This is a genomic window from Salinisphaera aquimarina (genome assembly GCF_042643355.1).
In the GTDB taxonomy this organism is placed as follows: domain Bacteria; phylum Pseudomonadota; class Gammaproteobacteria; order Nevskiales; family Salinisphaeraceae; genus Salinisphaera; species Salinisphaera aquimarina.
The window spans coordinates 1,425,006-1,451,868 of sequence record NZ_JBHRSS010000003.1 but is presented as its reverse complement, the minus strand read 5'-3'; the positions used below and the strand labels follow the sequence as shown (position 1 = coordinate 1,451,868).

The 26,863-nt window shown below is 64.8% G+C and carries 22 protein-coding genes; 7 read left to right on the top strand and 15 right to left on the bottom strand.

Annotated features, from left to right (window positions below; translation table 11 throughout):
• Positions 1–106 precede the first annotated feature (106 nt).
• On the bottom strand, positions 107–1,528 hold the full coding sequence (gene pyk / locus ACFOSU_RS10220; RefSeq protein WP_380689090.1) for a pyruvate kinase: 1,422 nt from the start codon (positions 1,526–1,528) through the stop codon (positions 107–109).
• A gap of 576 nt (positions 1,529–2,104) precedes the next feature.
• On the opposite strand from pyk, the gene ACFOSU_RS10215 reads away from it, so the two are divergent.
• Positions 2,105–3,268, top strand: coding sequence for an MFS transporter (locus ACFOSU_RS10215; protein WP_380689088.1), 1,164 nt, complete (start codon positions 2,105–2,107; stop codon positions 3,266–3,268).
• Positions 3,269–3,326: 58 nt separating this feature from the next.
• Here the strand turns inward: ACFOSU_RS10215 and ACFOSU_RS10210 are convergent, their stop codons facing one another.
• A complete protein-coding gene (locus tag ACFOSU_RS10210; protein ID WP_380689085.1) occupies positions 3,327–3,731 on the bottom strand; it encodes a hypothetical protein in 405 nt (134 codons plus the stop codon).
• Complete coding sequence (locus ACFOSU_RS10205; protein ID WP_380689083.1) at positions 3,728–4,099, bottom strand: hypothetical protein; 372 nt, start codon at positions 4,097–4,099, stop codon at positions 3,728–3,730. Before ACFOSU_RS10205 ends, ACFOSU_RS10210 begins: the two co-directional genes overlap by 4 nt.
• A 303-nt stretch (positions 4,100–4,402) precedes the next feature.
• On the opposite strand from ACFOSU_RS10205, the gene ACFOSU_RS10200 reads away from it, so the two are divergent.
• The 3 genes from ACFOSU_RS10200 to ACFOSU_RS10190 are packed head-to-tail and all read left to right on the top strand — an operon-like array spanning position 4,403 to position 6,609.
• Positions 4,403–5,248, top strand: a complete 846-nt coding sequence (locus ACFOSU_RS10200) for a uroporphyrinogen-III synthase (RefSeq protein WP_380689081.1) — start codon at positions 4,403–4,405, stop codon at positions 5,246–5,248.
• A gap of 46 nt (positions 5,249–5,294) precedes the next feature.
• Complete coding sequence (locus ACFOSU_RS10195; protein WP_380689079.1) at positions 5,295–5,741, top strand: DUF3429 domain-containing protein; 447 nt, start codon at positions 5,295–5,297, stop codon at positions 5,739–5,741.
• Positions 5,734–6,609 carry an alpha/beta fold hydrolase gene (locus tag ACFOSU_RS10190; RefSeq protein ID WP_380689077.1) on the top strand — a complete coding sequence of 292 codons (876 nt, stop codon included), beginning with the start codon at positions 5,734–5,736 and terminating at the stop codon, positions 6,607–6,609. The genes ACFOSU_RS10195 and ACFOSU_RS10190 overlap by 8 nt, the downstream gene beginning before the upstream one ends.
• A 452-nt stretch (positions 6,610–7,061) precedes the next feature.
• On the opposite strand, the gene ACFOSU_RS10185 is transcribed toward ACFOSU_RS10190, so the two are convergent.
• Positions 7,062–8,426 carry a 3-oxoacyl-ACP reductase gene (locus tag ACFOSU_RS10185; RefSeq protein ID WP_380689075.1) on the bottom strand — a complete coding sequence of 455 codons (1,365 nt, stop codon included), beginning with the start codon at positions 8,424–8,426 and terminating at the stop codon, positions 7,062–7,064.
• 257 nt (positions 8,427–8,683) lie between these two features.
• Between ACFOSU_RS10185 and ACFOSU_RS10180 the strand changes: the two genes are divergently transcribed.
• Positions 8,684–8,896 (top strand): hypothetical protein, encoded by a 213-nt coding sequence (locus tag ACFOSU_RS10180; protein ID WP_380689073.1) that lies wholly within the window; start codon positions 8,684–8,686, stop codon positions 8,894–8,896.
• Positions 8,893–10,023 (top strand): hypothetical protein, encoded by a 1,131-nt coding sequence (locus ACFOSU_RS10175; RefSeq protein WP_380689071.1) that lies wholly within the window; start codon positions 8,893–8,895, stop codon positions 10,021–10,023. The genes ACFOSU_RS10180 and ACFOSU_RS10175 overlap by 4 nt, the downstream gene beginning before the upstream one ends.
• Before the next feature lie 56 nt (positions 10,024–10,079).
• Here the strand turns inward: ACFOSU_RS10175 and ACFOSU_RS10170 are convergent, their stop codons facing one another.
• The 4 genes from ACFOSU_RS10170 to ACFOSU_RS10155 form a co-directional block, all read right to left on the bottom strand.
• Complete coding sequence (locus ACFOSU_RS10170) at positions 10,080–10,358, bottom strand: acyl-CoA-binding protein (protein WP_380689068.1); 279 nt, start codon at positions 10,356–10,358, stop codon at positions 10,080–10,082.
• A gap of 66 nt (positions 10,359–10,424) precedes the next feature.
• The gene (locus tag ACFOSU_RS10165; RefSeq protein ID WP_380689066.1) at positions 10,425–11,771 is read right to left on the bottom strand and encodes an esterase/lipase family protein; all 1,347 of its coding nucleotides are present in this window, start codon (positions 11,769–11,771) and stop codon (positions 10,425–10,427) included.
• Positions 11,768–13,033 carry a serine hydrolase domain-containing protein gene (locus ACFOSU_RS10160; protein WP_380689063.1) on the bottom strand — a complete coding sequence of 422 codons (1,266 nt, stop codon included), beginning with the start codon at positions 13,031–13,033 and terminating at the stop codon, positions 11,768–11,770. Before ACFOSU_RS10160 ends, ACFOSU_RS10165 begins: the two co-directional genes overlap by 4 nt.
• Complete coding sequence (locus ACFOSU_RS10155; RefSeq protein WP_380689061.1) at positions 13,030–15,528, bottom strand: acyl-CoA dehydrogenase; 2,499 nt, start codon at positions 15,526–15,528, stop codon at positions 13,030–13,032. Before ACFOSU_RS10155 ends, ACFOSU_RS10160 begins: the two co-directional genes overlap by 4 nt.
• Positions 15,529–15,668: 140 nt before the next feature.
• Here ACFOSU_RS10155 and ACFOSU_RS10150 point away from each other — a divergent pair, with 140 nt between their 5' ends.
• Positions 15,669–16,382 carry a TetR/AcrR family transcriptional regulator gene (locus ACFOSU_RS10150; RefSeq protein WP_380689059.1) on the top strand — a complete coding sequence of 238 codons (714 nt, stop codon included), beginning with the start codon at positions 15,669–15,671 and terminating at the stop codon, positions 16,380–16,382.
• 25 nt (positions 16,383–16,407) lie between these two features.
• Here the strand turns inward: ACFOSU_RS10150 and ACFOSU_RS10145 are convergent, their stop codons facing one another.
• The 7 genes from ACFOSU_RS10145 to ACFOSU_RS10115 all read right to left on the bottom strand — a co-directional run bounded on the left by ACFOSU_RS10145 (position 16,408) and on the right by ACFOSU_RS10115 (position 26,769).
• Complete coding sequence (locus ACFOSU_RS10145; protein ID WP_380689057.1) at positions 16,408–18,231, bottom strand: long-chain-acyl-CoA synthetase; 1,824 nt, start codon at positions 18,229–18,231, stop codon at positions 16,408–16,410.
• Between the two features lie 74 nt (positions 18,232–18,305).
• Positions 18,306–19,097, bottom strand: coding sequence for an Abi-alpha family protein (locus tag ACFOSU_RS10140; protein ID WP_380689055.1), 792 nt, complete (start codon positions 19,095–19,097; stop codon positions 18,306–18,308).
• Between the two features lie 37 nt (positions 19,098–19,134).
• Entirely contained in the window at positions 19,135–20,388 is a 1,254-nt protein-coding gene (locus tag ACFOSU_RS10135) for a DUF445 family protein (RefSeq protein WP_380689053.1), read from the bottom strand.
• 70 nt (positions 20,389–20,458) lie between these two features.
• The gene (locus ACFOSU_RS10130; protein ID WP_380689051.1) at positions 20,459–22,000 is read right to left on the bottom strand and encodes a TolC family outer membrane protein; all 1,542 of its coding nucleotides are present in this window, start codon (positions 21,998–22,000) and stop codon (positions 20,459–20,461) included.
• Complete coding sequence (locus ACFOSU_RS10125; RefSeq protein ID WP_380689049.1) at positions 21,997–25,125, bottom strand: efflux RND transporter permease subunit; 3,129 nt, start codon at positions 25,123–25,125, stop codon at positions 21,997–21,999. The genes ACFOSU_RS10130 and ACFOSU_RS10125 overlap by 4 nt, the downstream gene beginning before the upstream one ends.
• A complete protein-coding gene (locus ACFOSU_RS10120) occupies positions 25,122–26,291 on the bottom strand; it encodes an efflux RND transporter periplasmic adaptor subunit (RefSeq protein ID WP_380689047.1) in 1,170 nt (389 codons plus the stop codon). The genes ACFOSU_RS10125 and ACFOSU_RS10120 overlap by 4 nt, the downstream gene beginning before the upstream one ends.
• 1 nt (position 26,292) lies before the next feature.
• Positions 26,293–26,769: a GbsR/MarR family transcriptional regulator gene (locus ACFOSU_RS10115; RefSeq protein ID WP_380689045.1), complete on the bottom strand. Its 477-nt coding sequence runs from the start codon at positions 26,767–26,769 to the stop codon at positions 26,293–26,295.
• Positions 26,770–26,863 lie beyond the last annotated feature (94 nt).

The following is a 26,863-nucleotide window of genomic DNA, read 5'->3' as shown; positions in this document are numbered from 1 at the left end:
CGATCGGAAAGCTGGTGAAACGGTATTTTAAACGAGAGTCGGACACACGCGCATGTCGATCTGCTCCGAGGCAGCGTCTGTCGATTGCAAAAACCTCCCCGCAGGGCTATTCGACGGTGATGATCTTCATTGCATTGGTCCCCCCCGGACCGGTGAAATCACCCTTGGTCAGCAACACCCGATGGCCGGCGTCCAGATCGCCGCGCGCCTTGAGGCAGGCGACGGCTTCGGCGACCGGCACGGTGCCGTTGAGCTCGCTGGGCGAGAACGCCACCGGATAGACGTTGCGGCACAGCGCCAGATAGCGCTCGGAGGCCGGATACTGGGTCAGCGCGTAGATCGGAATATGGGTGTCCTGGCGCGACATCAGCAGGGCCGTGGTGCCGGACTCGGTGAGCGCGATGATGGCGTCGGCATGCATGTGCCGGGCCGTATACATCGTGGCCATGGCGATGGCTTCGTCGGTCCGCTGAAAATGCGCGGCCAGGCCGCTGGCCGGCCGATCCGCCGAGGCCACGCGCTCGGCGCCGATGCATATCCTGCTCATCGCGGCCACGGTCTGGACCGGATAGCGGCCCACGGCTGTCTCTGCCGAGAGCATGACCGCGTCGGTCCCGTCGAGCGTGGCGTTGGCCACGTCCAGTACCTCGGCGCGTGTCGGCACCGGGTTTTCGATCATCGACTCCATCATCTGGGTCGCGGTGATCACCAGCCGGTTCATCTCGCGCGCCTGGGCGATGATGCGTTTCTGCACGGCGGGCAGTTCCGGGTCGCCGATCTCCACGCCGAGGTCGCCGCGCGCGACCATCACCGCATCGCTGGCGGCGATGATCTCGTCGAGCGATTCGATCGCTTCCGCGCGTTCGATCTTGGCGCACAGCCGGGCACTGCCACCGGCCTCGCGCAGCATGCGCCGCGCCTCGTGCATATCCGACGCGCTGCGCACGAACGACACGGCCAGATAGTCCGCTTCCATCTGGGCGGCGATACGGATATCCGCGGCATCCTTCTCGGTCAGCCCGCCGGCGGACAGGCCGCCACCGCGCAGGTTCACGCCCTTGCGCCCGGACAGGCGTCCGCCCACTTCGACGGTGCAGATGATACGGTGGTCGTCGACCTCGTCGACAACGAGCGAAATCGCGCCGTCGTTGATCAGCAGCTGATTGCCGGCGCGTACATCCTTGAGCAGCGGCTTGTAGTGCAGCGCGACCTGTTCACGCGTGCCCGCATCGGCGGCCAGATCGGTATCGATGGTGAATCGCTGTCCGGTCTCCAGCTCGACCGCATCGTCGACGAAGGATTCGATTCGGATCTTGGGGCCCTGCAGATCCGCGAGCACCGCCACCGGCAGCCCCAGTTCATGAGCCGCGGCGCGTACCCGCGCCACGCGCTCGAGATGGTCGTCGGCACCGCCGTGCGAGAAGTTGATCCGCACCACGTTCACGCCGGCTTGCAGCAGACGCGCAAGCACGTCGGGCGAATCCGAGGCCGGACCGAGGGTCGCTACGATCTTGGTTTTTCTATTCATGTGACGAAACGCTAGTATCCTGCACCGTAAATTCGTGAAATAAAGTTCGCGCGATTCTTTGCGTCGAGCAAGGCGCGGCAACGCCGCAAGGCGCAAGAAAGCGTCGAAATCGTGAGGCGTATTTGTGTTTCAGGACACTAGCACAGGCCCATGACCAACGACGTGTCGGAACAGTAAAAGTCTTCTTTTCGTCGGCGCTTGCACGGCGCTAGGGCGTGTTGCCGTTTGGCCCGGCGCCGCGCCAGCGGCCATTTTGGTGCAAGACAAGGCGCAGTGCGCGTTGTGTAGCCGAGCTACATGAGCGTGCTGCAACGCCGTATTGCAGGAAAATGGACGCTGTCCCGAAGGGTTGCGGCCCAAAATCGGTCCATACGGCGTTGCGCGGCTTGACCCTAGAATGACTAGGGTCGGCACCACGCGCCTTGTCTGGACCAATTTTGGGGTGCAACGCGGGGCCGCGCCAAACGGCAACACGCCCTGACGGCCATCAAATCCGACCGCAACCACGGCATGCGACGACTCGCATCGCGCGCACCCGGCCTATAATCGCGCCGCCTTCTTCTTCATGGGCTGAGCATGCAGCACGAACCGCGCGGCATCCAACGCATTGGCGTTCTGGCATTGCTCTGGTGTATCGGCGTATATATGCGCGCACCGATTCTGCTGGCCGCGCCGCTGGGCTCGCGTATCCGCGACGAACTGGGCTTTGGCCAGACTGGACTCGGCGCGCTCACGACGACGCCCGTGCTCATGCTCGGCCTCGGCGCGCTGCCGGCCGCGCTCCTGATCGGGCGCTTCGGGGCCCGGGCCACGCTGTGCGCCGCGCTTGTGCTCGCCGCCCTGGCCTCCATGCTGCGCGGGTTGGCGCCTGATCTCGGGCTGCTGCTCGGGCTGACCGCAGTGATGGGGCTGGCCATCGCCGCGATGCAGCCGGCGCTGCCGGCACTCGTGGGCCGTTGGTGCCCCGGCTTCGCGGCGCTGGCATCGACGGTCTATCTCAACGGCATGATGCTGGGCGAATTCATCGGCGCGGGGCTCACGCTGCCGCTGCTGCTGCCCGCGCTCGGCGACGACTGGCGACTGACGCTGCTGGTGTTCTCGCTGCCCTGTTTGCTGCTTGCGCCGCTGGTCTGGCGGCCGACCCTGCACGGCGCGCACCAGGACCGCGCCGGTGTGCGCCGGCTGCCCGACTGGCGTGACCGCCGCGTGTGGATGTACGGCGTCGCCATGGGCACGACCGGTGCCACGTTCTTTGGCCTCAACGCCTATATGGGCCCGCTGCTGCAGAGCAAGGGGCTCGGTGGATGGCTGGATACCACGTTGTTCGTCTTCAACGCGACGCAGATCGCCGGATCCTTCTTCATGATGGTCGCGGCCCGCGCGGTATTGCGGACCCGGCGTCTGCTGTTCTTCACCGTCGGCACGCAGGTGATCGGCCTCGGGATGGCTCTGCTGGTCGACAGCCCCGCGCTGCTGCCGATCGTGATCACGCTGAGCCTGGCCTCGGCGCTGCAGCTGATTTCCCTGGTCACCCTGCCGGCGCTCATCAGTACCCCCGAACAGGCCGGCAAACTGGCCGCCGGCATGTTTGCCGTGGGTTATGTGCTGGCGTTCATCATCCCGCTCGCCGCCGGCATGGCCAGCGACCTGCTGGGCACGGTGGACGCCGCGCTGTGGGTGTTTCTGGCCTGCAACCTGCTCTGTCTGCCGCTGGCCTGGCGGACATCGACCGCCGTCTGAGCGCGTGGCGCGGCACCGAGTTGCGTGAAACCACAGCGGACACCAGGAACCACACGTATCAGTCGTCGTGTTTCGCGTCGTTCGCGCGGCGCCATTCCTCCAGGCTTTCGCTGTGTTTCTTCGGCCCGGGCGCGAACAGACCGGACACCGTGCGCCCGATGTTGCGATTGAAGGCACGCACGCCGGCATAGATATTCGTGCCACGCTCGCGGTCGCCGCCCCACAGGCCCGACAGGGTGCGGTGGGCGCTTTGTACGCCGGCCGTGCCGGTATCAACGGCTTTTTCCACGCTCTGTTGCCGACGCCGAAACCGCTGGCGCGCATCGAGAAGCGCCCCGGCTTCGCCGTAGCCGCCCACGAGCACGCGAAAACGCTGGCTCGCTCGCTCGACAGCACTGTTGAGCCGCAGCGCGGCGACGATCAGCGCCAGCAGCCCGATGAAAACGATGCAGGCGAGAATCATGAGCCGGTCGGGTGAAAGATTTCCAGCTGCGCATCCACCCCCTGGGCGGCGAGCTGCTGTTTCATTTCGCGGGCGACGGTGTCGTACACGCGACGTCGAATCATGCGCGGCGCAACGCCCACGAGCGCGCCACCCCAGCGCGAACGGCTGCGCGCCAGCGTCATCGGATTCACCAGCTCGACGATGATCCGGCTGCCGCTGACTTCGGCCAGCACCGACGACAGCTCCTCGTTGGCGTGGGCCAGATCGTGGGCGAGTGTGGCCATCTCCTGCTCCAGCGCGTCGAGGCGCGCGTAGGCGCGCCACAGCAGATAGACAGCCACCGCCAGCGCAATGGCAAAAAACGTGCTGATGAGTGCTAGCGTCATGATCGCTCCTGGAAGACCGTTGGACTCAAGTCCAATCTACTGCGCCGGCGGGAAAAGAACTGCAATCGCACGTTGTTGTCGTTGCGCAGAACCACGTCGCGCCGCCGAAACCGGACCGCTTGCGCGCAGTTCCCACCGTGCTCGCCAAGATTGGCCAGAATTACTTGTGTCGCCGGCCTCCTGGACATTGTCAATGCTCAATGGCAGTTTGCCGCAGCGCAGCATGACGTGCAAATACACAGCGACGCGTGGTCTCGTTACACTGCGCCTCTCGCTTTTATACCGCGCCCCGGGCTTTTCGTCATGACCAACGCCGCCACTGAAGACAGCCTCCAGGGACGGCGGATCGGCATACCCGAATCACGCCAGCTGGATCTGTTCGCTGACATGCTCGAACGCCGCGGCGCGATGGTGACGCGATGCCCGCTGGTCGATATTCGCGACACCCCCGATACCACGCAAGTCCAGGCATGGCTCGATGACGTGATCGCCCACGGCCTCGACGACATGATCTGGCTGACCGGCGAAGGCGTGCGTCGTCTCACCGATTTCGCCGGCCGCGACGACGCCGCTCATCTGCCGCGTTTCGTCGAGCGGCTTGCAGACAGCCGCGCGATCACTCGCGGCCCCAAGCCGACGCGCGAACTGCGCAAGCATCGGCTCGGCTCCGATCTGGCGGCTACCACGCCCACCACAGCCGGCGTGATCGATGCCCTGCGGGATATGGATCTCGAAGGACGACGCGTGGGCGTACAGCGCTACGGCAGTGACCCGAACACGCCGCTGATGACGTTTCTCGCCGACAAGCACGCCGTGGCACTGCCGGTGGCGCCCTATGTCTATGCGGACGAGGCCGAGGAGCCTCAGGTACTGGCCTTCATCGATGCCATCATCGACGATGAACTCGAGGCCGTGGCCTTCACCAGCTCGCCGCAGGTCAAACGGCTTTTCAAGGTCGCCACCCGCCATGATCGTGAGGCGGCCCTGCTCGCGGGCCTCGAGCGGCTGTGCGTGGCCGCGGTCGGCCCACTGGTCGCCGAGCGACTCGCCGCGGCCGGCGCAGCGGTCACGCTCATGCCGGACAACAGCTATTTCATGAAACCGCTGGTCCGTGCGCTCGCCGAGCATTTCCGGTCACGCACCGGCTGATCGTCTTTCCATACCCTGTTCTGTTCCAACCTTTACCCGAGATTTCATGGCGAACAAGCGTTCTCCGTTGACCCTCGCCACCGCGCTCGGCGCGCTGGCGCTACTGCCTTTCATTTTCGGCGTGTACTACGCCTATAGCGGTTATTCGCTGGATGCGCGCACTGCGCTGCGCTGGCTGCTGCCCTATCTGGCCACCGTCGTGGCGTTCATCGGCGGTGTTCAGTGGGGCCGCATGCTGTCGCAGAAGAATGCCGCCGCACGCGACATGGCCCTGGCCGTCGTGCCCGCGCTGATCGCCTGGGGCGCGCTACTGACGGCCGCGCCGTGGCGCGGCCTGCTATTGCTGCTCGCATTGATCGTGGCCTGGCTCGTCGACGAACACGGCGCCCGGCGCGGCTGGCAACGGCGCGACTTCCTGCAACTGCGACGGGCGTTGACGCTCATCGTCGGCGGCTGTGTCATCGCGATCGTCTGGCGAGTCATTCATGCCTGATCCCGCGCTGCAGGTCGCGACCGAAACCCTCGATGCCGACGACGGTGGCCGTGTCGCGCTGACCCGGGTGACGGTCGCCGATGTGGCCGTGCGCGCGCCGGTGGTGCTGGTGCCCGGCATGTTTACCGGTCGGCGTTTCTGGCTTTCGGACAAGCAGGTCGGCCTCGCCGGCTGGCTGGCTCGACGCGGTTATCCGGCATTCATCGTGCAGCGGCGCGGATTGTCCGACTCGCCCGCATGCGAGGCGCGCGCGGGGCTGCTCGAGCACGTGAAATTCGACCTGCCCGCGGTGCAGCGCGCGGTATCCGGCGCGCATGATCAGCCCGCCTTCTGGATCGGCCATTCCTTTGGCGGCGTGATGAGCGCGCTGGCCTGCGCACGTTATCTCGATCGCAGCCGTATACGCGGGCTGGTGCTGTTCGCCAGCCAGTTCGAAGTCGGCAAACGCATGCTCGATTGGCCGGCGAACGTGCTCACCCGCGGCCTGGCGCGATTACTCGGATATTTCCCGGCGCGCGCGGCCGGACTGGGGCCGGAGAACGAGCCTGTCGCTGCGCTCATGGATGCGACCCATTGGGTCGCCACCGGGCGTCGCGACGATTATCTATGCGAAACCCTGGCGCGGATCGATACGCCGGTTCTTGCCTTGTCGGGTGCGGCCGATCGGGTCGATCCCAGTAGCGGCTGCGAGCGCTTCATCGGCCACTTCAAAAGCGACGACAAACGCTTCGTACGCGCCGGCAGGGCCAGCGGCTACAGCGAGGATTTCGATCACCCGGGCATCGTCATCAGCAAGACGGCCCAGGCTGAAATCTGGCCGCAAGTGGCCGACTGGTTGCACGCACACTGTCCGGATACCCGGCCATAGGAATCGGTCGAGGAGTCTGCCGCCCCCCCTTTCATCGCCAGCACGACATCTCGCAGGCGTCGTCGATGCGTCTTACTACCCGTACCGACAACGCGCGAGGGCGCGCCACAGGCGCACCCACAGCCAATGATGATCGGGCGGCGCGGCGTCATCCGCGGCTAGTTCGTCGCGGTCCTGGTCCGGCGCCATGACATCAAACGTGCGCCTGTGGGGCACACCGCGCGCGTCCTCGTCGCGACAAAGTCTTCTGCCAAACACATGCGTCTTCCCGTCGTGGAGCCAACTTGCCATTCCACGATGCAATAGACGCGCCAGAAATTATTTCTTTCTAAATCAGATCACTGTCCCAATGCGCGAGGCCGAGTGATAGAAAAACCGACAGGGCGCCGCGCTCAGCCGACCGGCACTGAACGCGCACTTGAATGTTGCTAAAAAACAATAGATCGTACCGATCAGGCGCCGATCAGACTCTGTCCACAGACGCGCAATACGTTACCGGACACGCCACCCGCGCCCGGCGTGGTCAGGAAGGTAATCGCCTCGGCGACGTCGCGCGGCTCGCCGCCCTGCGACAGCGACGACAGGCGGCGGCCGGCCTCGCGCATGCCAAACGGCATTTCCGCGGTCATGCGAGTCTCGATGAAGCCCGGCGCCACGGCGTTGACGGTGACGCCGCGCTCGCGGTCGGTGGCCCCGCGACGCTCGACGAAGCCGATCAGCCCGGCCTTGGTGGCACCATAGTTGGTCTGGCCGCGATTGCCGGCGATACCGCCGATCGAACACAGGCAGATGACCCGGCCGTGTTCGTTGATGATCTGTTCGTCCGAAAGCACCGCATCGACGTCGATGATCGCCTGCAGGTTGATCGCCTGCACCATGTCCCAGTAGTGCTCGGGCATGTTCGCCAGTGTCTTGTCCCGGGTCACGCCGGCGTTGTGGATGACGATATCCACGCCACCGAACTTGTCCTTGAAGAAGTCGGCAATCTCGCGCGGCGCGTTGTCGTCGGTGATATCCAGCGCCAGTGCGGTGCCGCCGAACTCGGCCACGGTTTCCTCGAGCGTGTCCTGGTCCTGCGGAATATCCAGACACACCACCGTCGCGCCTTCGCGCGCCAGGCGCTGGGCGGTCGCGGCACCGATGCCGCGGGCACCGCCGGTGACCAGCGCGACCTTGTCCTTGAGCGGCTGGGTGCTGACCACGGTTTCCGGCATGATCCCGGCCCGGGTCACGGACAGCGGCTGACCATCGACAAAAGTGCTGTAGTCGGACAGAAAGAAACGCAGCGGCCCGGCGATCCGATCCTCCGCGTCCGGCTCGACGTAGAGCATGTTGGCCGTGGAGCCCAACTGGCCAATCTCTTTGGCCAGCGAACGCACAAACCCTTCCACGGCACGCGCGGCGGCGCTGGCGGAGACGCTTTCCATGGCCTGCGGCAGGCTTGCGAGCACGACGATGCGAGCATTGGTCGTGAGCTTGCGTGCCACCGGGTGAAAGAACGCATAGAGCGATTTCAGATCGGCCACGCCTTGCATGCCGGTGGCGTCGAAGACCAGGGCGTCGAATTTCTCGTCATCGGCGGGTTGCGGCGTGTCCGCACGCTCGACATTGGCACCGGTGCTTTCGAGCGCGACATCGATCTGGGCCGACGCGGTGGTGCCGGCGGTTGCGCCGACAAGCACTTTCTGGCCTTCCAGAAAGCGCTCCTGATAGGCGCCCTGTGCGCGCTCCAGCGTGACCGGCGTGGGTACGCCGACCGATTTCAGAACGCTGCGCAGGGTCGCGTTGGAAGACGCTTTGACCAGATAGTCACTCATGTTCGCTCCTCGAATTGGCGGATGACGACGGCAGCGCGGCCGTTTCGTCGTGCAGTGCAACATGATTGACTTTAAGCCGCCCGAATGTCAAAGCGAAGCACCAGCGCAGCATATTTCGAGAACAGTTATATTTTCCGAATACCGGAAGCGGCGACGCCCTGCGATCCGGCACGGCTTGATGTAGCATCTGCCGCACGCCAGCAGCGCTTTCGACTTTAGATTACGTCGGAGCGACGATCGCGGCGCGAGGAATACCGATGAGCCAAGAAAACGACAACAGCCTGCCGATCGATTCACGCACCCGAGCCATCATCGACGGGCTGCCACCCGACGATCGCGAGCAGTTGCAGGTGCAGATGAAGCGCGCCGCCGATCATCAGCGCCGCATGCTCGAAACAGCCCTCGAGGACGCGGTCCGCATGGTGCCGGCACCGTTGCGAAAACGGGTTCAGAAGCTGTTCTTAGGATGAGAGACGCCGCCACCCGCGCCGAACTGGTCAAACTCGCCCGTATTCTCGATACCGACCTCGAGAACGTGGAATATCTGAGCTATCTCGAAGCCGAGCGGCTGCGCGTGCTGCGTGAAGGCATCACCGAGGCACTGTTCGAGAAATTCCGCTCCAGCTTTACCGGTTTTGCCCGCCTGTCGTCGCTGCTGCCGCTGTCGATCAGTGCAAGAATCTCGGAGCGTGTGCTCGGCCCCACCCTGTCCGGACGCATCGCTGGCGAAATGCCGCCGCAGAAAGCGATCGACATGGCATCGAAGCTGTCCGATGACTTTCTGGCGGATACCTGCCTGCAACTCGACCCGGTGCGTGCGCGTCCGATCATCGCTGGTTTTCCGGTCGACCGGGCCGTTGCCATCACGCGCATCCTGCTGGCCCGCAAAGAGTTCATCACCATGGGGCGGTTCGTGGACGTACTCCCCCGGGACACGCTTTTTGCCGCCACCGACGCTATTGTCGACGAGGCCGATCTGCTCGAGATCAGTTTCTTTGTCGAAAACAGCGAGCAGCTCGATCAGGTGATCGACTATCTGGGCATCGAGCGGCGCGAAGCGGTGATCCAGGCCGCTGCCAAGGAAGACCTCTGGCCGGAGGTGATCGTGACGCTGCTGCGTATCGGCCACGCATCCCGCACCGCCCTGGCCGAGCTGGCCCTGTCGCAGGACGCGTCCACGCTGGATTCCCTCATTCGGGCGGCCGCGGAGAACGATCTCTGGCCCGCGTTGCTGCAGCTGGCCGACGAACTACCGGATGATGCGATTGCGCGTCTGTCCGAGCAGCCCGCATTCGACGAGCCGGTCGTGATCCGCAGCGTCATCGACTCGGTGGTGGCCAACGATCTCTGGGACGAGTTGCAACGGCAGCTGCCGAGCATGGGACAGGCACGCTGCGCGCGTCTGTTGCAGGTCGGGGCCAGCGAACGGGCGCCGTTCTTGTCGGAGCTGGACAAACGTCTGCGAACCGAGGAAAGCGAGCTGGCCACGCTGCGCGCCGGGGCCGCGGCGCTCGACAAGAGCACGCGCGAGAAAGCGCTGGCGGCCTGCGGCGACGGTGCCCTGGCGCATATTCTTGCCGAGGCCGGCAAGCCATAGCTTCGCGATGGCCGCGGCCGCGCTGACCCGCGTGTTCCCGACCAGCTGTACAAGGTCTAGCCGTATTGCGCCTCGACCTTGTCCACTTCGGCGACGTACTGCGCCATGGCGTCTTCCCGGCTCATGCCCTTCACATCGCGCCACGCCTGCCACTTGCAGCGGGCGATCGGATTGAACATACCCGGTTTCTTGCCGGATACGTCGCCGTCGACCGCCTGCCGGTAGAGCGCATACATTTTCAGTTTGTAGTCATTGGACGGTTTGAAGCGGCCATCCTCGGGCGCATTGCTGACCTTGTCGACGGCGGCTCTGAAACGACTTTGCAGATCGGACATACCACACTCTCTGCGCAAACAATGGACTGCTGAATCTCACCGGACCGCTCGGGCGTCGAATGCCCGTCAACCCGGCGATTGCGATACCGTGCGCGACGCGTCGGCGCGCGACGCCCTGGCCAGACGTGGCGCCAGCCAGTCGAGGATCGCCGCGTAGACATCGTCGTGGTGCATGAGCGCGAAATGATTCATGCCGTAGAAGATACGGCCGTCCTGATCGCGCGCGCTCAGACGCCGGCTCGGCACGCTGGAATGGCCCACGGCACTGCGCACCGGCACCAGCAGATCGCCCAGCCAGCGGCCGAGCGGATCCTCGTCGCGTCGGCCCAGCGTCGCCGCCACCAGAAAATGGCCGACGTGGTCGAGTGTCGGCATGGACGCCGCGGGCGTGCTACCACCGGCGTTGCCATCATCCTTCTGCCAGTCCTCGTCCCGCAGATAGCCGTGACTCAGATCCTTCACCCCGGCGCTGCGGATATCGCCCAGGGCAGCGAACGGCCGCGTGTAGGAAATCCGGGTCAGCGAATGATTGAAGCGGTTGCCCAGGCGTTCCAGCGGCGCACCCAGATGCGGCGACCCGAGGCAGATCAGATCGGCCAGATGATCGACCCATGTGTGCCCGGCTTGTCGGGCGTAGTGACAGGCACTGCGCGCCACCAGCCCGCCCATGCTGTGACCGACAATGGTCAAGCGCTCGATGGCCACGGGATAGGCCTCGAACAGCGATTGCATCAGTCGGGCCAGATCGCGTCCGTTGCTGGAGATATGCCGGCCGCTGTTGTAGCGCAGCCGCAGCGCGCTGTAACCGAGATCCGCGGTCAGACGCGCGCCGAAATCGGGGCGTTCGCCCTGGCGCCATTGGCGATCGTTCATGCCCAGGCCGTGAATCATGACCACGAGCCGCGGCGACGGCTCGCGCAGCGATACCGACAAGCCATTGCGCGTCAGCGAGATCGGGCGCCCGTCATCGGCCACGAATGCCATCGACAGGGCCAGTTCGTTGCCGCTTCGCTCGAGATAATCACCGAAGGCGCCGTTGACCGCGCTATGCAGGCCCAGCGACAGCCGTTCGGGTATATCGCGCTTGCGCGCCGGCACCAGGGTTTCGGCCAGCCCTGCGAGTTGGCTGACGCCGAAGAAACTCAGGCGGCCGATATCGCGCACGCGCCCGTAGACGAAATCGCTACCCATGCCGATTCCCAGGCCGATCGGCCGCGCCGCCGGGTTCAGGCGCGTCACCGTGCCGGTCACGGCCTGATGCACGCCGTTGACGATATTCACGGTGCCGACAAAGGCGTCGGCAGCCAGCGCGAGCCCGCCGCGAACCCACACACGCCGGCCGCCGGCCTGCAGGTCGGCGCGGGCGCAGGAAACCGCGGTTTGCTGTCTGTCGTCGGTGTTCGATCGCGTCATAGGCTGCGACATTGCCAGGAAATACTGCTGAGCAGTTGCCCGAGCGCCAACAGATGCCCGCCCAGAATCGCCTTGCCCGTCACCAGCAGACCCGCGGACAGCTCACGCGATGGGTCGGCCCAGCCTAGGATATTCATGAACCCCAGATGACCATAGGCCTTGCCGGTCATCGGGCCATAGAGCCCGAACGGATTGACGCCCAGCATGAAGCCTTCGCTGTAGCGCATCGGAATCTTGAGGGTGTGATCGAAGCGCAGACTCACCGCCGGACGGACGGCACGGCGGATGGTTTCCGGTGCAAGTACCTGCCTGCCTCCATAAACACCGTCGTCCAGCAGCATCTGATAGAAACGCGACAGTTCCTCCGCGGTGGAGTACAGATTGCCCGCGGGAATGACCGCATCCATGAAATAGTCGCTGTTGGAAATCTCCACGACCTCTTCGAAATCCGCGGACAGCGCCTTTCTGGCGAGCATCGAAATAGGGAAACGCACCGGCTGGCCGGCCACGTAGTTCCTGGCCACCCGCGTACGCGAGCGCCGGTCCATGCCATAGGTGAAATAGCGCATGCCCAGGGGCTGGCGCAGGCGTGTATCCAGATACTCGGTAAAGGCCATACCGGTAACGCGCTGGATGATTTCGGCGAGAATGAACCCGCCGGTAATGGCGTGATAGGCCAGCCGCTTGCCACCGCGCTCGGCCGGTGCCGCACAGATCAGCTCGATACAACGGTTCCAGTCGAGCAGGGTTTCCGGGCCGGATTCGGCCGCCGCCACGTTGAACATGGGAAAGCCGCCGCGATGCGACAGCACCTGGGCGATCGTGGTGCGGTGCTTGCCGCCACCGGTGAACTCCGGCAGGTAATGCGAAATCCGCTCGCCCAGGTCGATGCCGCCCTCTTCGGCCAGCTTGTGTACGAGAATCGCGGTCATCGCCTTGCTCGCCGAGAACAGGCAGATCGGGGTATCGGGTTCCGCCAGCCGCGCATAAGGCCCGTGCGTCTCGCCCGGGCCACCGCCACGTCCGTAGCCAATCGAACGGTTGAGCACGATCTCCCCGCGCCGGCGCAGACAGAAGGTGATCGCCGGAAAAGCGCCGCTGCGGTACAACGATTCGACCCCGCCCCAGATCGAATCCACCGCCGAAGCGGACAGACCGACCGCATGGGGCGAGACTTCTGCCGCCGCGTCGACGCCGGTGACATGGGCGAGCCCGCCGTCACCGACGTTGACCAGTCTGGAGCCGAGCATGGTGCGTGTCATGAAGCCTTGCGCAGGTCCGTCGGGCGGCCCTCGGCCTCACGCGCCGCATCCGACAGCGGGTTGAGCAGATATTCCTTGCTGAAATCGTCGGTCAGCAACACGTCGTAGCGCATCGTGTCGTAGTCGCGAATACCCTGTGCCTGAGCCGCGGTGAGAATATGCTTCGAGACCGCGCTCGTGAGCTGCTCTTCGACAGTCTCGCCTTCGATCTCGCCATGCTTCACGCCGCGCAGGAACTCGCTGTAGTCACCGTCGATCTCCTGCAGTTTGTCGAAGGCGCCCATGAGACGACCGGTGGGGTCGTCCTTGCCGCGACCGATATAGATGTCGTAACTCATGCGCTTGCCGAACGGGGTATCGAGCTTCATACCGAGCATCATCTCGCAAACGGCCGTGTTCATGTCGTCGGTGGGCCCGTCAAAACGCCGGCCGGTCGGCAGCGCGATCATCTTGAGAACAGGGCGCACCGCCTTGACCGGGAAGTTGCGTACGAACTCGAAGAAGGCTTTCTCGATCTCGAACAGATGATATTCCAGCGCCCATGTCGCATGGACGGTGTCTTCGTCGGTGCCGCCATGGACTTCATAGGCCTTGAGCGTGGCCGAGGCCATATACAGATGCGAGAGCACGTCGCCCAGGCGCGCCGAGGTGGATTCCTTGAGCTTGAGCGCGCCACCGAGCGTGCCCATGGACAGATCGGCACAGAAGGCCAGCGCCGCCGAGAAACGCTCCATGTTCTGGTAGTAGCCAGACATGGCGTTGTCGACCGGCGCTTTTGCCAGGCGCGCGCCAGTGATCGCCAGCGTGAATGCACGCACCGCGCGATTCACCGAAAACCCGATATGCGAGAACAGCAGGCGGTCGAATTCCTTCAGGCCGGCCTTGAAGTCGGGATTGTGAGCGGCTTCCATTTCGCTGTAGACATAAGGGTGGCAGCGGATCGCGCCCTGGCCGAACACCATGAGGCTGCGCGTCATGATGTTCGCGCCCTCGACCGTGATCGCCACCGGCAGCGCCTGATAGGCGGCGGCCAGATAATTGCGCGGGCCCATGATGATGCCGCGACCCGAGTGGATATCCATCGAGTGATTGATCACCGTGCGCATCATCTCGGTGGCGTGGTACTTGACCATCGCCGTGACCACGCTCGGCGTGCAGTGATCCACCCCGGAGGCGGTCAGGTTGCGCACGTTCTCGAGGATGTAGGCATAGCCGCCGATCACGCCCAAGCCTTCCTGCACGCCCTCGAAGTTGCCGATCTCGGTGCCGAACTGGCGCCGAATGCGTGAATAGGCCGCGGTGATGCCGTACATGCCCTTGCCGGTGGCGGTGGACAGCGCCGGCAGCGAAATGCCACGTCCCGCGGACAGGCATTCGACCAGCATGCGCCAGCCCTTGCCGGCCTGCTCCGGGCCGCCGATGATCGAATCGATGGGCACGAACACATCGTCGCCCTGGATCGGACCATTCTGGAAGGTCGCACCCGGGAAATGCCGGCGACCGATGTTCACGCCCGGCGTATCGGTGGCCAGCAGCGCACAGGTGATGCCGTAATCGACCGTATCGGGATCGCCGAGCAGGCCGTCCGGATCCTTGAGCTTGAAGGCCAGGCCCATCATGGTCGCCACCGGCGCCAGGGTGATATAGCGCTTGTTGAAGGACAGGCTCAGGCCGAGCACTTCCTCGCCGTCGACGGTGCGCTTACAGACGACGCCCGTGTCGGGCATCTTGGTGGCATCGGAGCCGACTTCCACGCCGGTGAGCGCGAAGCACGGCAGTTCCTTGCCGCTGGCCAGGCCCGGCAGCCATTTGTCCTGTTGTTCCTTGGTGCCGTAATGCACCAGCAGCTCGCCCGGGCCGAGCGAGTTGGGCACCATCACGGTCACCGCCGCGGTCAGCGAGCGGGTCGCAATCTTGGCCACCACGCAGGACTGACCATAGGCCGAAAAACCCAGGCCGCCGTGCTCTTTCGGGATGAGCATGGCGAAGAAGCCGTTGTTGCGGATATAGTCCCAGACGTCTTCGGGCAGATCCTTGAGCTCGAAATTGACCTGCCAATCATCGATCATCGCGCACAGCTGGTCAGTCTCGTTATCGAGAAACGACTGTTCTTCTGCGGTCAATTCGGTGAGCTTGAAGTCCAGCAGCTGTTTCCAGTCCGGGCGGCCACGAAACATCTCGGCCTCCCACCAGACATCGCCGGCTTCCAGGGCCTCTTTTTCGGTCGCACCCATTTCCGGCAGGATCTTGCGGAACACGCCGTACAGGCGTGTCGTGAGCAGCGCGCGGCGCAGCGGCACGACGTTGAAAACCAGCGCCGGAATCGCCACCAGCACAGCCAGGATCGTAAATCCGATCGATCCCACAATACCCACGGCCCACAGCGCGACGATCACGGCCACCGTTAGGCCCGTGAATACCGCCAGCGACACGCCACGGTAGAGCAATGTCCAATACAGTCCGATCAGGACCAATGCAACAATCAAACCTGTCATGACAATGTGTCCGTAGTCTGTTGGCTTGCCGTTTGCCGCACTGACCCCATGTCAGTCTGCGGGGAAACGCGTAAACTTCGAAAAATAATTGTTTTCAGATAATACCAAGCCCTTGTTAGGCGTCAAGCAGGCATGAAGCTGTGAAAGAAACCGAATCCGACCTCCCCCGCGCCACTCGCGGCCGCCGTCGCGGCTACCGCGGCCTGAGCGCCGAAGAGCTGCGCAAGCAGCGTCATCAACGGCTTATCGCGGCCGGCACCGAGCTTTTCGGCGAGCGTGGCTATGCGGCCACGCCAATCGAAGCGGTGTGTTCGCACGCCAAGGTATCGACACGGCATTTCTATGAGCAGTTCGAAGGCCGCGAATCGATTCTGCACGCGGTCTACGCCGCGCTCGTCGACAGCATGGAAGACATCGTGCGCGCCCAACTTACCGAAAGCCGCGCGCCGCTGACCCAGCGTGTCGCCGATACCATCGAAGCGGCCGTGTTCTACCTGCTCGACGAGCCCCAGCGCGGGCGCATCCTCTGCATCGAGGCGGTCGGTGTATCCGAGGTCATGGAAAAGAAGCGCCGCCAGACCACGCATAACCTGGCCGATATCATCGACCGCTACGCCTCGCTCATGGCCGAGACCGGCGTACTGCCGGAGCGCGACTATCACCTGCCGGCCGTCGCACTCGTGGGCATGTTCAACGAACTGATCGCCGAATGGCTGACAGAAGACACCGGCCTGACCGCGATGGAAATGGCGCGCGAGGCCAAGATCCTGTTCCGGGCGATGATGTTCGGCGCCCAGCACTACCAGCCGACCGATGGCGACACCGACCCGCTCGACGGACCCACGGACCTCTAGCGCTGGCTACCCCGACGCTGGCCGACTATAGCGATACGTCGCCGTCGGCCAGCGCAGCGCGTGTGCCGTCGTCGATTTTGTCGTAGCGGTCGGCACCGCTTGTGAGCATGAATACCGGCTCGTCGCCCTCGGGCGCATAGCCCTGCTTCTTGAGATCGACCTTGCGATATTTCATGGTGCCGGTGACGTCCTGCTCGGGACGCAGGCGGATGAATACCGGGATCGCGAAGGCGGGCAACTCCTTGCGCAGGTGGGCGACCAGTTTGTTCCAGTCGATATCCGCAAGCTTGTTTTTCGGCGTGATTGCGGCCATGCCGGCCCGCCCGTCCGAGTGCGGCACGGCGACGCCGTAGACCACCGCTTCCTCGATCTGCTCGAAGGCGTTGAGGGCATTCTCCACCTGCGTGGTCGCCACGTTCTCGCCCTTCCAGCGGAAAGTGTCGCCCAGACGATCGACGAAGGCGATATGGCGCATGCCCTGCACGCACACCAGATCACCGGTGTTGAAATAGCAGTCGTCCTTGTCGAAGACGCCGTGGAACAGTTTCTTCTCGCTGGCCGCGGGATCGGTATAGCCTTCGAACGGTGCAAAATCGGTGACCTTGTTGAGCAGCAGGCCGACCTCGCCCCGGGCCACCTGTTTCATCTTGTTTTTGTCGTCCCTGACCGGCTCCTCGGTCTCCGGGTCATAGGCGACCACCGCGTAGGGCAGCGGACAGAAACCGGCGGTGCGGTCCATGTTGAAGCCGTTGACGAAAACCAGATTGCCTTCGCTGGCGCCGTAGAACTCACACACACGGCCGATGCCGAAGCGGCCCTTGAACTCGTCCCATATATCCGGCCGCAGGCCGTTGCCGATCACCGCGCGCACATCGTGCCGGCGATCGTTTTCATGCGGCTCGGCCTGCAGCAGGTAACGGCAGAGCTCGCCGATATAACAGAACACCGTCGCTCTGTGATGGCGGATATCCGGCCAGAATCCGGACACGCTGAACTTGGGCGCGAGCGCAAACGTGGCGCCGGCACACAATACCGACGACCACGACACCGTCAGCGCATTGTTGTGATATAGCGGCAGCGCGCAGTAGAAGCGATCGGCCGGGGTCAGTCGCAGACCGGCCATGCCCATGCCGGCACCGGCGCGCAGCCAGCGGCTGTGGCTCATACGCGACGCCTTGGGCATGCCCGTAGTGCCGGAGGTGAAGATATAGAAGCAGGTGTCCTTGCTCGACACCGTGTAGGCGTCGTCGATATTGCCGGTCGCCTGTCCCGACGCCTGCTCGAGAAAATTCCGGTAGCCCACCGGCACGGGGTCAGTGGCGCTGTGGCCCACAAACCAGACCGGGTCGACGCCGGCCAACGCTTCGTTGTCGCGAATTTCAGCGAACGCTTCCTGCAGTTCCGGCCCGACCAGCATGGCCGTAGGTTTGACCGTACCCAGACTGTGGGCGAGCACGTCGCCGCGCTGCTTGGTGTTGCACATCGCCGCCGCGGCGCCGAGCTTGGCGAGCGCGGCGACGAGGATCAGCGTTTCCGGGCGATTGCCGAGCAGCACGCCGACGACATCGCCCTTGCCCACGCCACCGGCCTTGAGCGAGCGCGCGAAGCGATTGGCACAGGCATTGAGCTGGGCGTAGTTGTAGCGCTGCGTCTCAAAGGTGAGCGCATCGTGATGCGGGCGCCGCCCGGCATGGGCCTCGATGAGCGTGGCGATGGTCATGTTGTCGCGGAAATTCGACATCAGCAGCAGGCCGACGCCGCGCAACAACCGGTCGATGCCGCTGAGCTTGTCGGCGCTGGGCTTGAGCACATCCCAGGCACTGATCGTATCGCGATTGTGTTCACTCATCGACCGTTCTCCTCCTCGATATCCTTGTTATCGGCAAACAGGAAAATAATTCTTTTCTCTATGCGGTCAGCTTATCAGTCATGCCGTACGGGCGTTCGATCGGCGCCGAACGGGGCACGGGCTGCGTCGCCATCGAGCGCGACCGGCGCCGGCCTGCAGTCCTGCCAGAGCGCGTTGCCGTAGGGACTCATGCGTACCGAAAACCGCTGCAACCGCGGATACATCTTCATGTCGCGACGCACGCGCTCCATGGTGTTGCGCAACTGGGTGTCGGCCATCAGCAACTCGTACTCATCGGCCAGGCGATCGTCCTCGGGGCCGGCCTCGAACACGCCCATGTTGAGCAGATCGCTCATGTATTGGGGCACGTAGTCGCGCAGCAGCACACCGGCATCACGGCCCAGGGAACTGGTATTGGCGAGCACGAGGGCACCGGTGGAACCGGCCGGCAGGCGCGATGCGGTGACGTGACACAGCGGCGCGATCTCCTTGTCTGCCAGCAGCGCCATCATCGCGACCTGATCGGGCACCAGCCGCGACAGCGTCTGCCGGTAAAGGCGCGCGCGCGCGGCGTCCGGATCCACGCCCCGCGACTCGGCCAGCAGGCTGGCCAGCATCTCCGACGGGGCGCGCACCGGATCGGCGCCGCGGCGGTGGCGAACCGCGCCCTGCATGGCTTCGTCAGCGGCCTGTTCGGCGATCGCATCCAGACGCTGCTTGAGTTCGGTCATGGCCCAACTTTCTGCATCCTGGAAGCGGCGCACGGCGGAGCCTGCGACCGGCCAGTCCTCGGCGGCACGTGCAGCCTGGCGCAATAACTGGAAGGCACGCGGCGTGCGCACTTTCAGACTCTTGTTCGTTGCCATCCCGTTTCTCCAAAACAACCGCAGCGCGAGTCGACGATCAGCCGCCGAAGCGCTCCATGAACACGCTCGAGAACAGCACGATCAGCTGGAACCAGCCGACCGCCAGCCCCAGCGCGGCGCCCACTGCAATGAGAATCCATTCGTCTTCCTCGAACGCCGGCCGCAGCATGCCTTCGAACTGAAGCGGGCTGAGGTTCTGCAGCCGCGTGATCAGCGTTTCCTGGATCGCCATTGCATCATGGGCATAGCCGGTCATGTGCGACAACGTCTGCGGCATGCGCGCGACGACCTCGCGCACGGCGTCCGCCTTGATCTGTTCGTAGTCCTCGCTGCCCAGACTCCAGGCCACGAACGGCCGCGCGACGCTGGCACTGTCGTCGATCGCCTGCTGGACCTCGCGCTGGACCAGCGCGAACAGCTTCTCGGCATAGGGTCCATTGAGGATTTCCTCAAGGATGTTCTGCGGGGTGAGAATCTGGGTGGCGACCAGGCTGCCGTAGTCGGCCGCCACTTCCTGCTGGCGCTTGAAGAACAGGCCCTGGATCGTGAATCCCGGCACACGGATCGGCTTCTTGGGGTTGAAGATCATCTTGAGCGCTAGCCAGTTGGTCGCCCAGCCCACGAGCAGACCGAACAGCGGCAGCAGCCACCAGGCCTGGAAGAACACCCAGATCGCCATCTGGATCAGACCGAACACGAAGCCAAAGTAGGCCCCCGAACGGCCGATGAAGACGAATTCGTCGCGGCCGGTCTCCAGAAAGATACGGTTGAGCAGATTCTTTTCGCGCACCAGCACGCGCGTGATCATGCCCTTGAGATCGAACATGTAGCGTACGTTGGTACGCACTTCATCCATCAGCTCACGAATGATGCTCGGCGCCTGGGCGCGCACGCGCCGTTTGATCTGGCTGCGCACCATGTCGGGCAAGGCTTCCCACAGGCGCGGGTGGTGGCGCCGCATCACCGTATCGGTGATCTCCTCGGTGAGCTCGATCATGGGTTGTTCGAGTTCGGCGGCGACCCGGTCGGAATCCAGCCGGCCGAAGATTTCTTCTTCGGTGATCAGCGATTCGGTGATCGTGTCCACCGAGATACCGGTCATCTTGGAGGCCTTGCGCGGCACGATGCCCTGCCAGCCGAGCCAGGGCTTCCAGACGCCGACGAATTCGATCGGATGGAACATCATCTTGATCGCGACCACGTTGGTCACGTAGCCCACGGCCGCGCTGATCACCGGCATGGACAGATATTTCCATGTCTCGATGCTCAGATAGAGAAAATGTCCGTCCATCGCTTTCGGACGATGCCTGCGGGCACCGCCGCCACTCCTCGGATCGCTGTCGCCTCTCGGGAGCGACTGATTATGGTGAGCCGGTCAACCCGGCGGCGCCACTGTGACATCGCGCGTTGTCACTATACATCAGCGAACGCCGGCCGCAGTCGTCGGTACGCGGCTGTTCGGTAAAGCCTGCCGGCATGGTGCGCGTATCGGGTCCATGCAGACGGGCGTTGATACGCGCCAGTTCATTGAAATCGAGCACGCCCGCGGCCTGGCGCAGTTGCAAGCGCGCGATAGCGTGGTCGTACCAGGCCTGCTTGCGATCAGCGCGCCGCTGCACCAGCGTGATCTGGGCATCGATCACGTCGAGGATGGTGCGATTACCCAGATGATAGCCGGCCTGGGCGGCGTCCAGCGCGGTCTGGCCGGAGTCGATCGCGCGATCGAGCGCGTGCAGGCGCCGCGCCGTGGTCGCCACGCCGCGATAGGCGTTGTTGATATCGATGAGCAGTTGCCGACGCGCGCCAATCAGATCCAGCCGCGCCTGCTCGGCGTTGTACTGGGCCTCGGATACCGCCGCCGTAGTCGCACCACCGGCGAACAGCGGCAGCTCCAGTTGCACCCCGATCGACTGGGTCTCGTTGATCAGATTCGCCTGACCGCCGCCGGCACCGAACGGGAACAGCTGTTCCTGGCGGCCGATGCTGCCGACCAGATCTACGGTCGGGAAATGGCCGCCGCGCTGCGCGGAGATATCCTGGCGAGCGGCGCGCCAGGCGGCGTTCGCCGAAGCCACGGTCGGCGAATTGACCAGCGCCGCGTCCAGCCAGCCTTCGCGGTCGCGGGCGCCGCTGTCGTTGGCCGTCGCCGGCATCGCCTCGGTCTCGTCGATGACCGACAGCAGCGCCGGTGCCCGGCCGGTGAGCGCGATCAGGGCATCGCGCGCCGAGGCGAGATCGTTCTCGGCGCTGATCGCGTCGATCTCTGCGCTATCCAGGCTCGACTGCGCCTCCTGCTGATCGGTGATCGGATCGAGCCCGGCCTCGTAGGCCGCGTTGGCGCGATCGAGCTGACTCTGGATCGAGCGCTGCTGTTCACGTGCCGACTGCAGCGCATCGCGCGCAGCGAGCACATCGAAATACGCCTGGGCGACGCGCACGATCAGATCCTGCTCGGCGGCCGACAGCGACAGCCGCGCCTGATCGCTGCGCGCCGCGGCCGCATCCTTGTTCTGCCAGGCCGTCCAGTTGAACAACGGCTGATTGAGATTCAGCGAATACGAGTTCTGGGTCGAGCTGGTCTTGCCGCCGCCACCGCCGCCAAACAACCCACCGCCCGCGGCCGCATCGCCGCCACCGGGGCTTTCGAACGTCTGATCCTGGGTCACGTCGGTATAGGCCGCACTCGCCGACAGGTTGGGCAGCAGCTGACCGCGCGCCTGGCGATAGCGCGCCCCGGCCGCACCGGCTTCGGCCTTGGCGGTAAGCAGATCGGTATCGTTGCGCAGCGCCTGATCGTAGGTATCGAGCAGGTTCTGGGCGGCCGACGCCGGCAACGCCGTTGTCGCCATGACAACGCCGATAGAACACAGCGCGGCCAAGCGGAGCAGGTTGCGATGGATCATGACGAGGCCTCGCGGCGGCGCGCCCAGCGTTCGGCCGCGCGCGCGCCGAGAATGAGCATGCAGGGCGTGAGAATAAGCGTAAGCAGGGTCGAGAACAGCAGCCCTCCGACGATGGCGGTCGCCAGCTGCGTCCACCACTGCGTCGACGGCGCACCGAAGGTGATCGAGCGGCCGAGGATGTCCACGTTCATCTGCAGCACCATCGGCAGCAGGCCCAGAATCGTGGTCACGGTGGTCAGGATCACCGGGCGCAGACGTTCCGCCCCGGTCTGGCGCACCGCGTTCCAGGCATCCATGCCGGTGGCCCGGTTCACGTTGTAGGTATCGATGAGCACGATGTTGTTGTTGACCACGATCCCGGCCAGCGCGATCACGCCGATGCCGCTCATCACCACGCCGAACGGCTGGCCGGCGATGAGCAGGCCCAGCAGCACGCCGATGGTGGAGAACAGTACCGCCGAGAGAATCAGGAACGACTGATAGAAACTGTTGAACTGGGTGAGCAGGATCACGCCGATAAGCGCGACAGCGACGCCGAAGGCCTTGGACAGGAACGACTCTGCGTCGGCCAGATCCTCGCTTTCGCCCTTGAAGGTGATGTCCACGCGCGGATTGAGCCCGGCGTCGGCGACATGGGCGCCGATCCAGTCGCGCAAGGCGGTCAGCTGGGCGGCGACGAGCTTGCCGTCGGCGACGCCCGATTCCACCGTGATCGTGCGCTGACCGTCGGTGCGTTCGATAGTCTCGACCTTGGGCGCGGCCACGCGATCGACGAAATTGCTGATCGGTACCAGACCGCTGGCGGTCTGCACGCGCAGATCGTCGAGCGATTGCAGATTGCGCGCATGGTCGGGAAAGCGCACGCGGATATCGAGTTCGTCGGTAGCATCATCGGGCCGGTATTCGCCCACCTTGATGCCCTGGGTGACCAGTTGGATGGCCTGGCCGATGGTCGCCACGTTGGCGCCGTAGCGGCTGGCCTCGGCGCGGTCGACGTCGATCCGCCATTCCAGGCCCTGGTTCGAGCGCGTGTCCTGGATATCGGTGAACCCGCCCACCGCGGCCATGCCGCGGCGCACGAAGTCGGTGGCCTTGTCGAGCGCGGCGCCGCCGGGGCCGGCGATCTCCAGTTCGACCGGTTTGGCCTGGGTCGGGCCCTGCTCCTGTTTCTGCACGTCGGTACGAATGCCGGGGATATCGGCGATCTGTTCGCGTACGTCCGCCAGCACCTGCTCGGCCGGCCGGCGCACGCCCCAGGGTTTGAACTCGAGCTGGACCTGGCCGATCACGTCATCCGCCGTGCCCTGCCGGAATGCGCCCTGGCCGGACGTACCCGTGCGCGTATAGACCGACTCGAAGGCGTGCATGGCCAGCACCTTGTCCTCGACCTGGCGCACCAGCCGGTCGGATTCGTCCACCGACAGCTGGCCGCGGGCATGAATCTGGATCACCGCGTTGTCCGGCGAGATATTCGGAAAGAACTCCACGCCCTTGCCGAATGTGCCATAGGCCACGATCGCGGCGAAGAACAGCAGCACCGCGCCGATCACGGTCTTGCCGGCATGGCCAGCAAAGAACTCGAGCGCTGCCACATAGCGGCCGGTGAAACCGCGCAGCGGCTGGCCCGGCTGCCAGACCGCATCGGCGCCGCCCGGCGCCGAGCCGCCGATCACCGCCCCCAGGGTGGGCACGAAGATCATCGCCATCAGCAGCGACGCACTCAGCACCGCGATCAGCGTGATCGGCATGTAGCGCATGAACTCGCCCACCACGCCCGGCCAGAACAGCAGCGGCGCGAACGCCGCCAGCGTCGTTGCCGTCGAGGAGATGATCGGCCAGGCCATGCGCTGGGCCGCGTGCATATAGGCCGAACTTCGAGTTTCGCCGTCGGCGAGAAAACGATCGGCCAGTTCCACTACCACGATAGCGCCGTCGACCAGCAGCCCGAGGGCAAGGATCAGCGCGAACAGCACCACGATGTTCACCGACAGGCCCATCGCCGCGAGCACCAGAATGCCGAGCAGGAACGAGCCCGGAATCGACACCCCCACGAGCGTGCCGGCGCGCAGGCCGAGGATGCCCACGATCACGATCATCACCAGCAGAATGCCGCTGACCACGTTGTTCTGCAGATCGCCGAGCAGATTGACGACATCCTTCGAAGCGTCCTGCGAGAAATTCACCTGTACCGCGTCCGGCCAGTTCTGCTGCAGGCCCAGCACGGTATCGCGCACGGCGGCGTTGGTATCGATGATATTCGCGCCGATGCGCTTGGTGACTTCCAGCGCCAGCGTGGGCGCGCCGTTGAGGCGCGCATAGCTGTCGCGATCGGCATAGCTGCGGCGCACGCTGGCCACATCGCCCACGGTCACGACCTGATCGCCGGCCTGCTTGACCGCGGTATTGCGCAACGCGGCGAGATTGTCGATCACCCCCGGCACCTTGATCGAAAACCGCCCGGCCCCGGATTCGATCGCCCCGGCCGGCACCAGCTGGTTGTTCTGCTGGACCGAGTTGAACACCTCCTCCAGCGACAGGTTGTAGGTCTCGAGCTTGAGCGGGTCGATATTGATCTCGATCTGCTCGTCGCGATCACCGGCGATATCGGCTTCGAGCACGCCAGGGATGGCCTCGACCGCGTCCTGTACGTCCTCGGCCAGATTGACCAGCACCCGCTCGGAGACATCGCCGTAGAGATTGACCACCAGCACCGGGAACAGCGCCACGTTGACCTGATTGACGGTGGGCTCGTCGGTCTCGTCCGGCAGATCCGCCTTGGCGATATCGACCTGGTTGCGCACGTCGTCCAGCGCCTTGTCGGGGTCGAAACCGGCCTCGAATTCCATGATCACGCTGGCATGGCCTTCCGAGGCGGTCGCACTCAGCTCCTTCAGGCCCTCGATGGAGCGCAGCTCCTGCTCCATCGGTTTGACCAGCAGCCGCTCCGCGTCCTCCGGCGAGATCCCCTGATGGGTCATCGACACATAGATGGTCGGGATATCGATATCCGGCGAGGATTCCTTGGGGATATCGCGATAGGCGAGCGCGCCGGCAAACAGGATCACGACCAGGCCGAGCACTACCGTGCGCGGACGCGAGAACGCCGCCGCGATCAGTGCGTTCATGGACGGCTGTCGCTGTCCGCGGCCGGTTGTGCCGGGGCCTGCTTGGCGGCCGCGGGGGTGTTCGCCGGGCCTGCGCCGCGCGCGCTGGCAGTGGCGTCGTCCACCACCCGTACGGTATCGCCGGCGCGCACGAAGCCCTGCCCGGTGGTGATCAGCCGCACCCGTTCGGGCAATCCGCCCAGCCACAGTTCATCGTTGCCGGACTTGACGATATCGGCGGGGTGAAACTCGACCACATCGTCTGCGTTGACCGTCTTCACGCCCATGTCGCCGGCCTCATTGAGCGTGAGCAGGTCGGCGGCCACCTTGTGCGCGGACACCTGCTCCAGCGGCAGGATCAGCTTGGCGGACGCGCCAGAGACCAGGCGCCCGTCGGGATTGTCGACTTCCAGTTCGACCGGATAGGTGCGGGTGTCGGTATCGGCCTCGGTGGCGACATAACGCACCCTGCCCTGCACCGTGCGCCCGTCGACCAGGCGCGCGCTGCCAGGCTGGCCGGGCTCGATCAGGGCGACGTCCTTTTCGGCCAGATCGCCGTTGACCACGAACGGGTCCTGCTGGATCACGCGCGCGATCTCATCGCCCACGCCGACGTAATCGCCAACCTCGACCGGCCGTGTTTCCAGCACCCCGGCGAACGGCGCGCGGATGACGGTGTTGTCGATATCCTGCTGGATCTGGGCGAGCTGAGCCCGGGCGGCTTCCAGGTCCGATTTCGCCTGCGCCATGTCGGTGGCGGTCTGATACCCCTTCTCCGACATCTTGCGCACGGCGTTGTATTGCAGCCGGCGCTGTTCGACCACCGCGCGGGCCTCGTTCCGGGAGGCACTGCGCTCATCGAGCGCGATACGCACCAGCACTTCGCCCTTGCTGACACGCTTGCCGCGTTCGGCCTCGACCGCCCGCACCCGGCCCGCGGTGCGGGCGCGCAGTGTTACCGCGCGATCGGGCGCGGTGCGGCCGTTCAACTCGGCTTCTCGCCAGACCGTCGTCGCCTCGGAAACACGCGTGGACACGCTCACCGGCTGCGGCTCGTTCGCCTGGGCGGCATCGTCTTCGGCAGGCTTCGACTCGCCGCCCAGCATGCCCGAGGCCAGCCAGGCCGCGAGCGCGATCACGATTATCAGGACGAACCAGATCGGCCGGATTTGCGAGAACCTGGCCATGTTAATCCCGGGTGTCCGGGTTCTGCGCCGCGCCCAGCCGCGCGATCAGATCCCCGGTGTGTTCACGCGCCACATCGACGAAATTATGCATATCGGCCAGTCGTTCGCGGGCGCCGTCCCAGTCATCCGGCAGATCGCGTTCGGCGCGCGCCAGCGAATCGCGCAGGGTGCCCATGCGCTCGACGTAGCCTTCCAGCATGCGCAGGTAGTGCTGCTCGGCGAGTCGGTAATAATCCTGGCGGTCGCCGGGCACGGCGGTGGCTTCGAGCACGCCGAGGCCGCTGAGAATGCGGGCGTTGGTGCTCACGCTGGCGCGCGAGACCTGCAGATCGATGGCCAGTTGGGCCAGACTCGCCGGACCGCCGTGGATGATGAAATAGCCGAGCATGCGCCCGGCGATACGCGGCAGACCGTCGGCCTGGGCCGACAGGCCCATGCGTTCGATGAAGGCGGTGACCGCCTCGGGGGAATTTTCCATGCGCAGAGGATAGTGTCATCGGTTTGTTCAATCAATACTGAACGAACAAAAAGAAGCTGGCCCATACAGCCACTTGAGCCCGTACCCCACTACG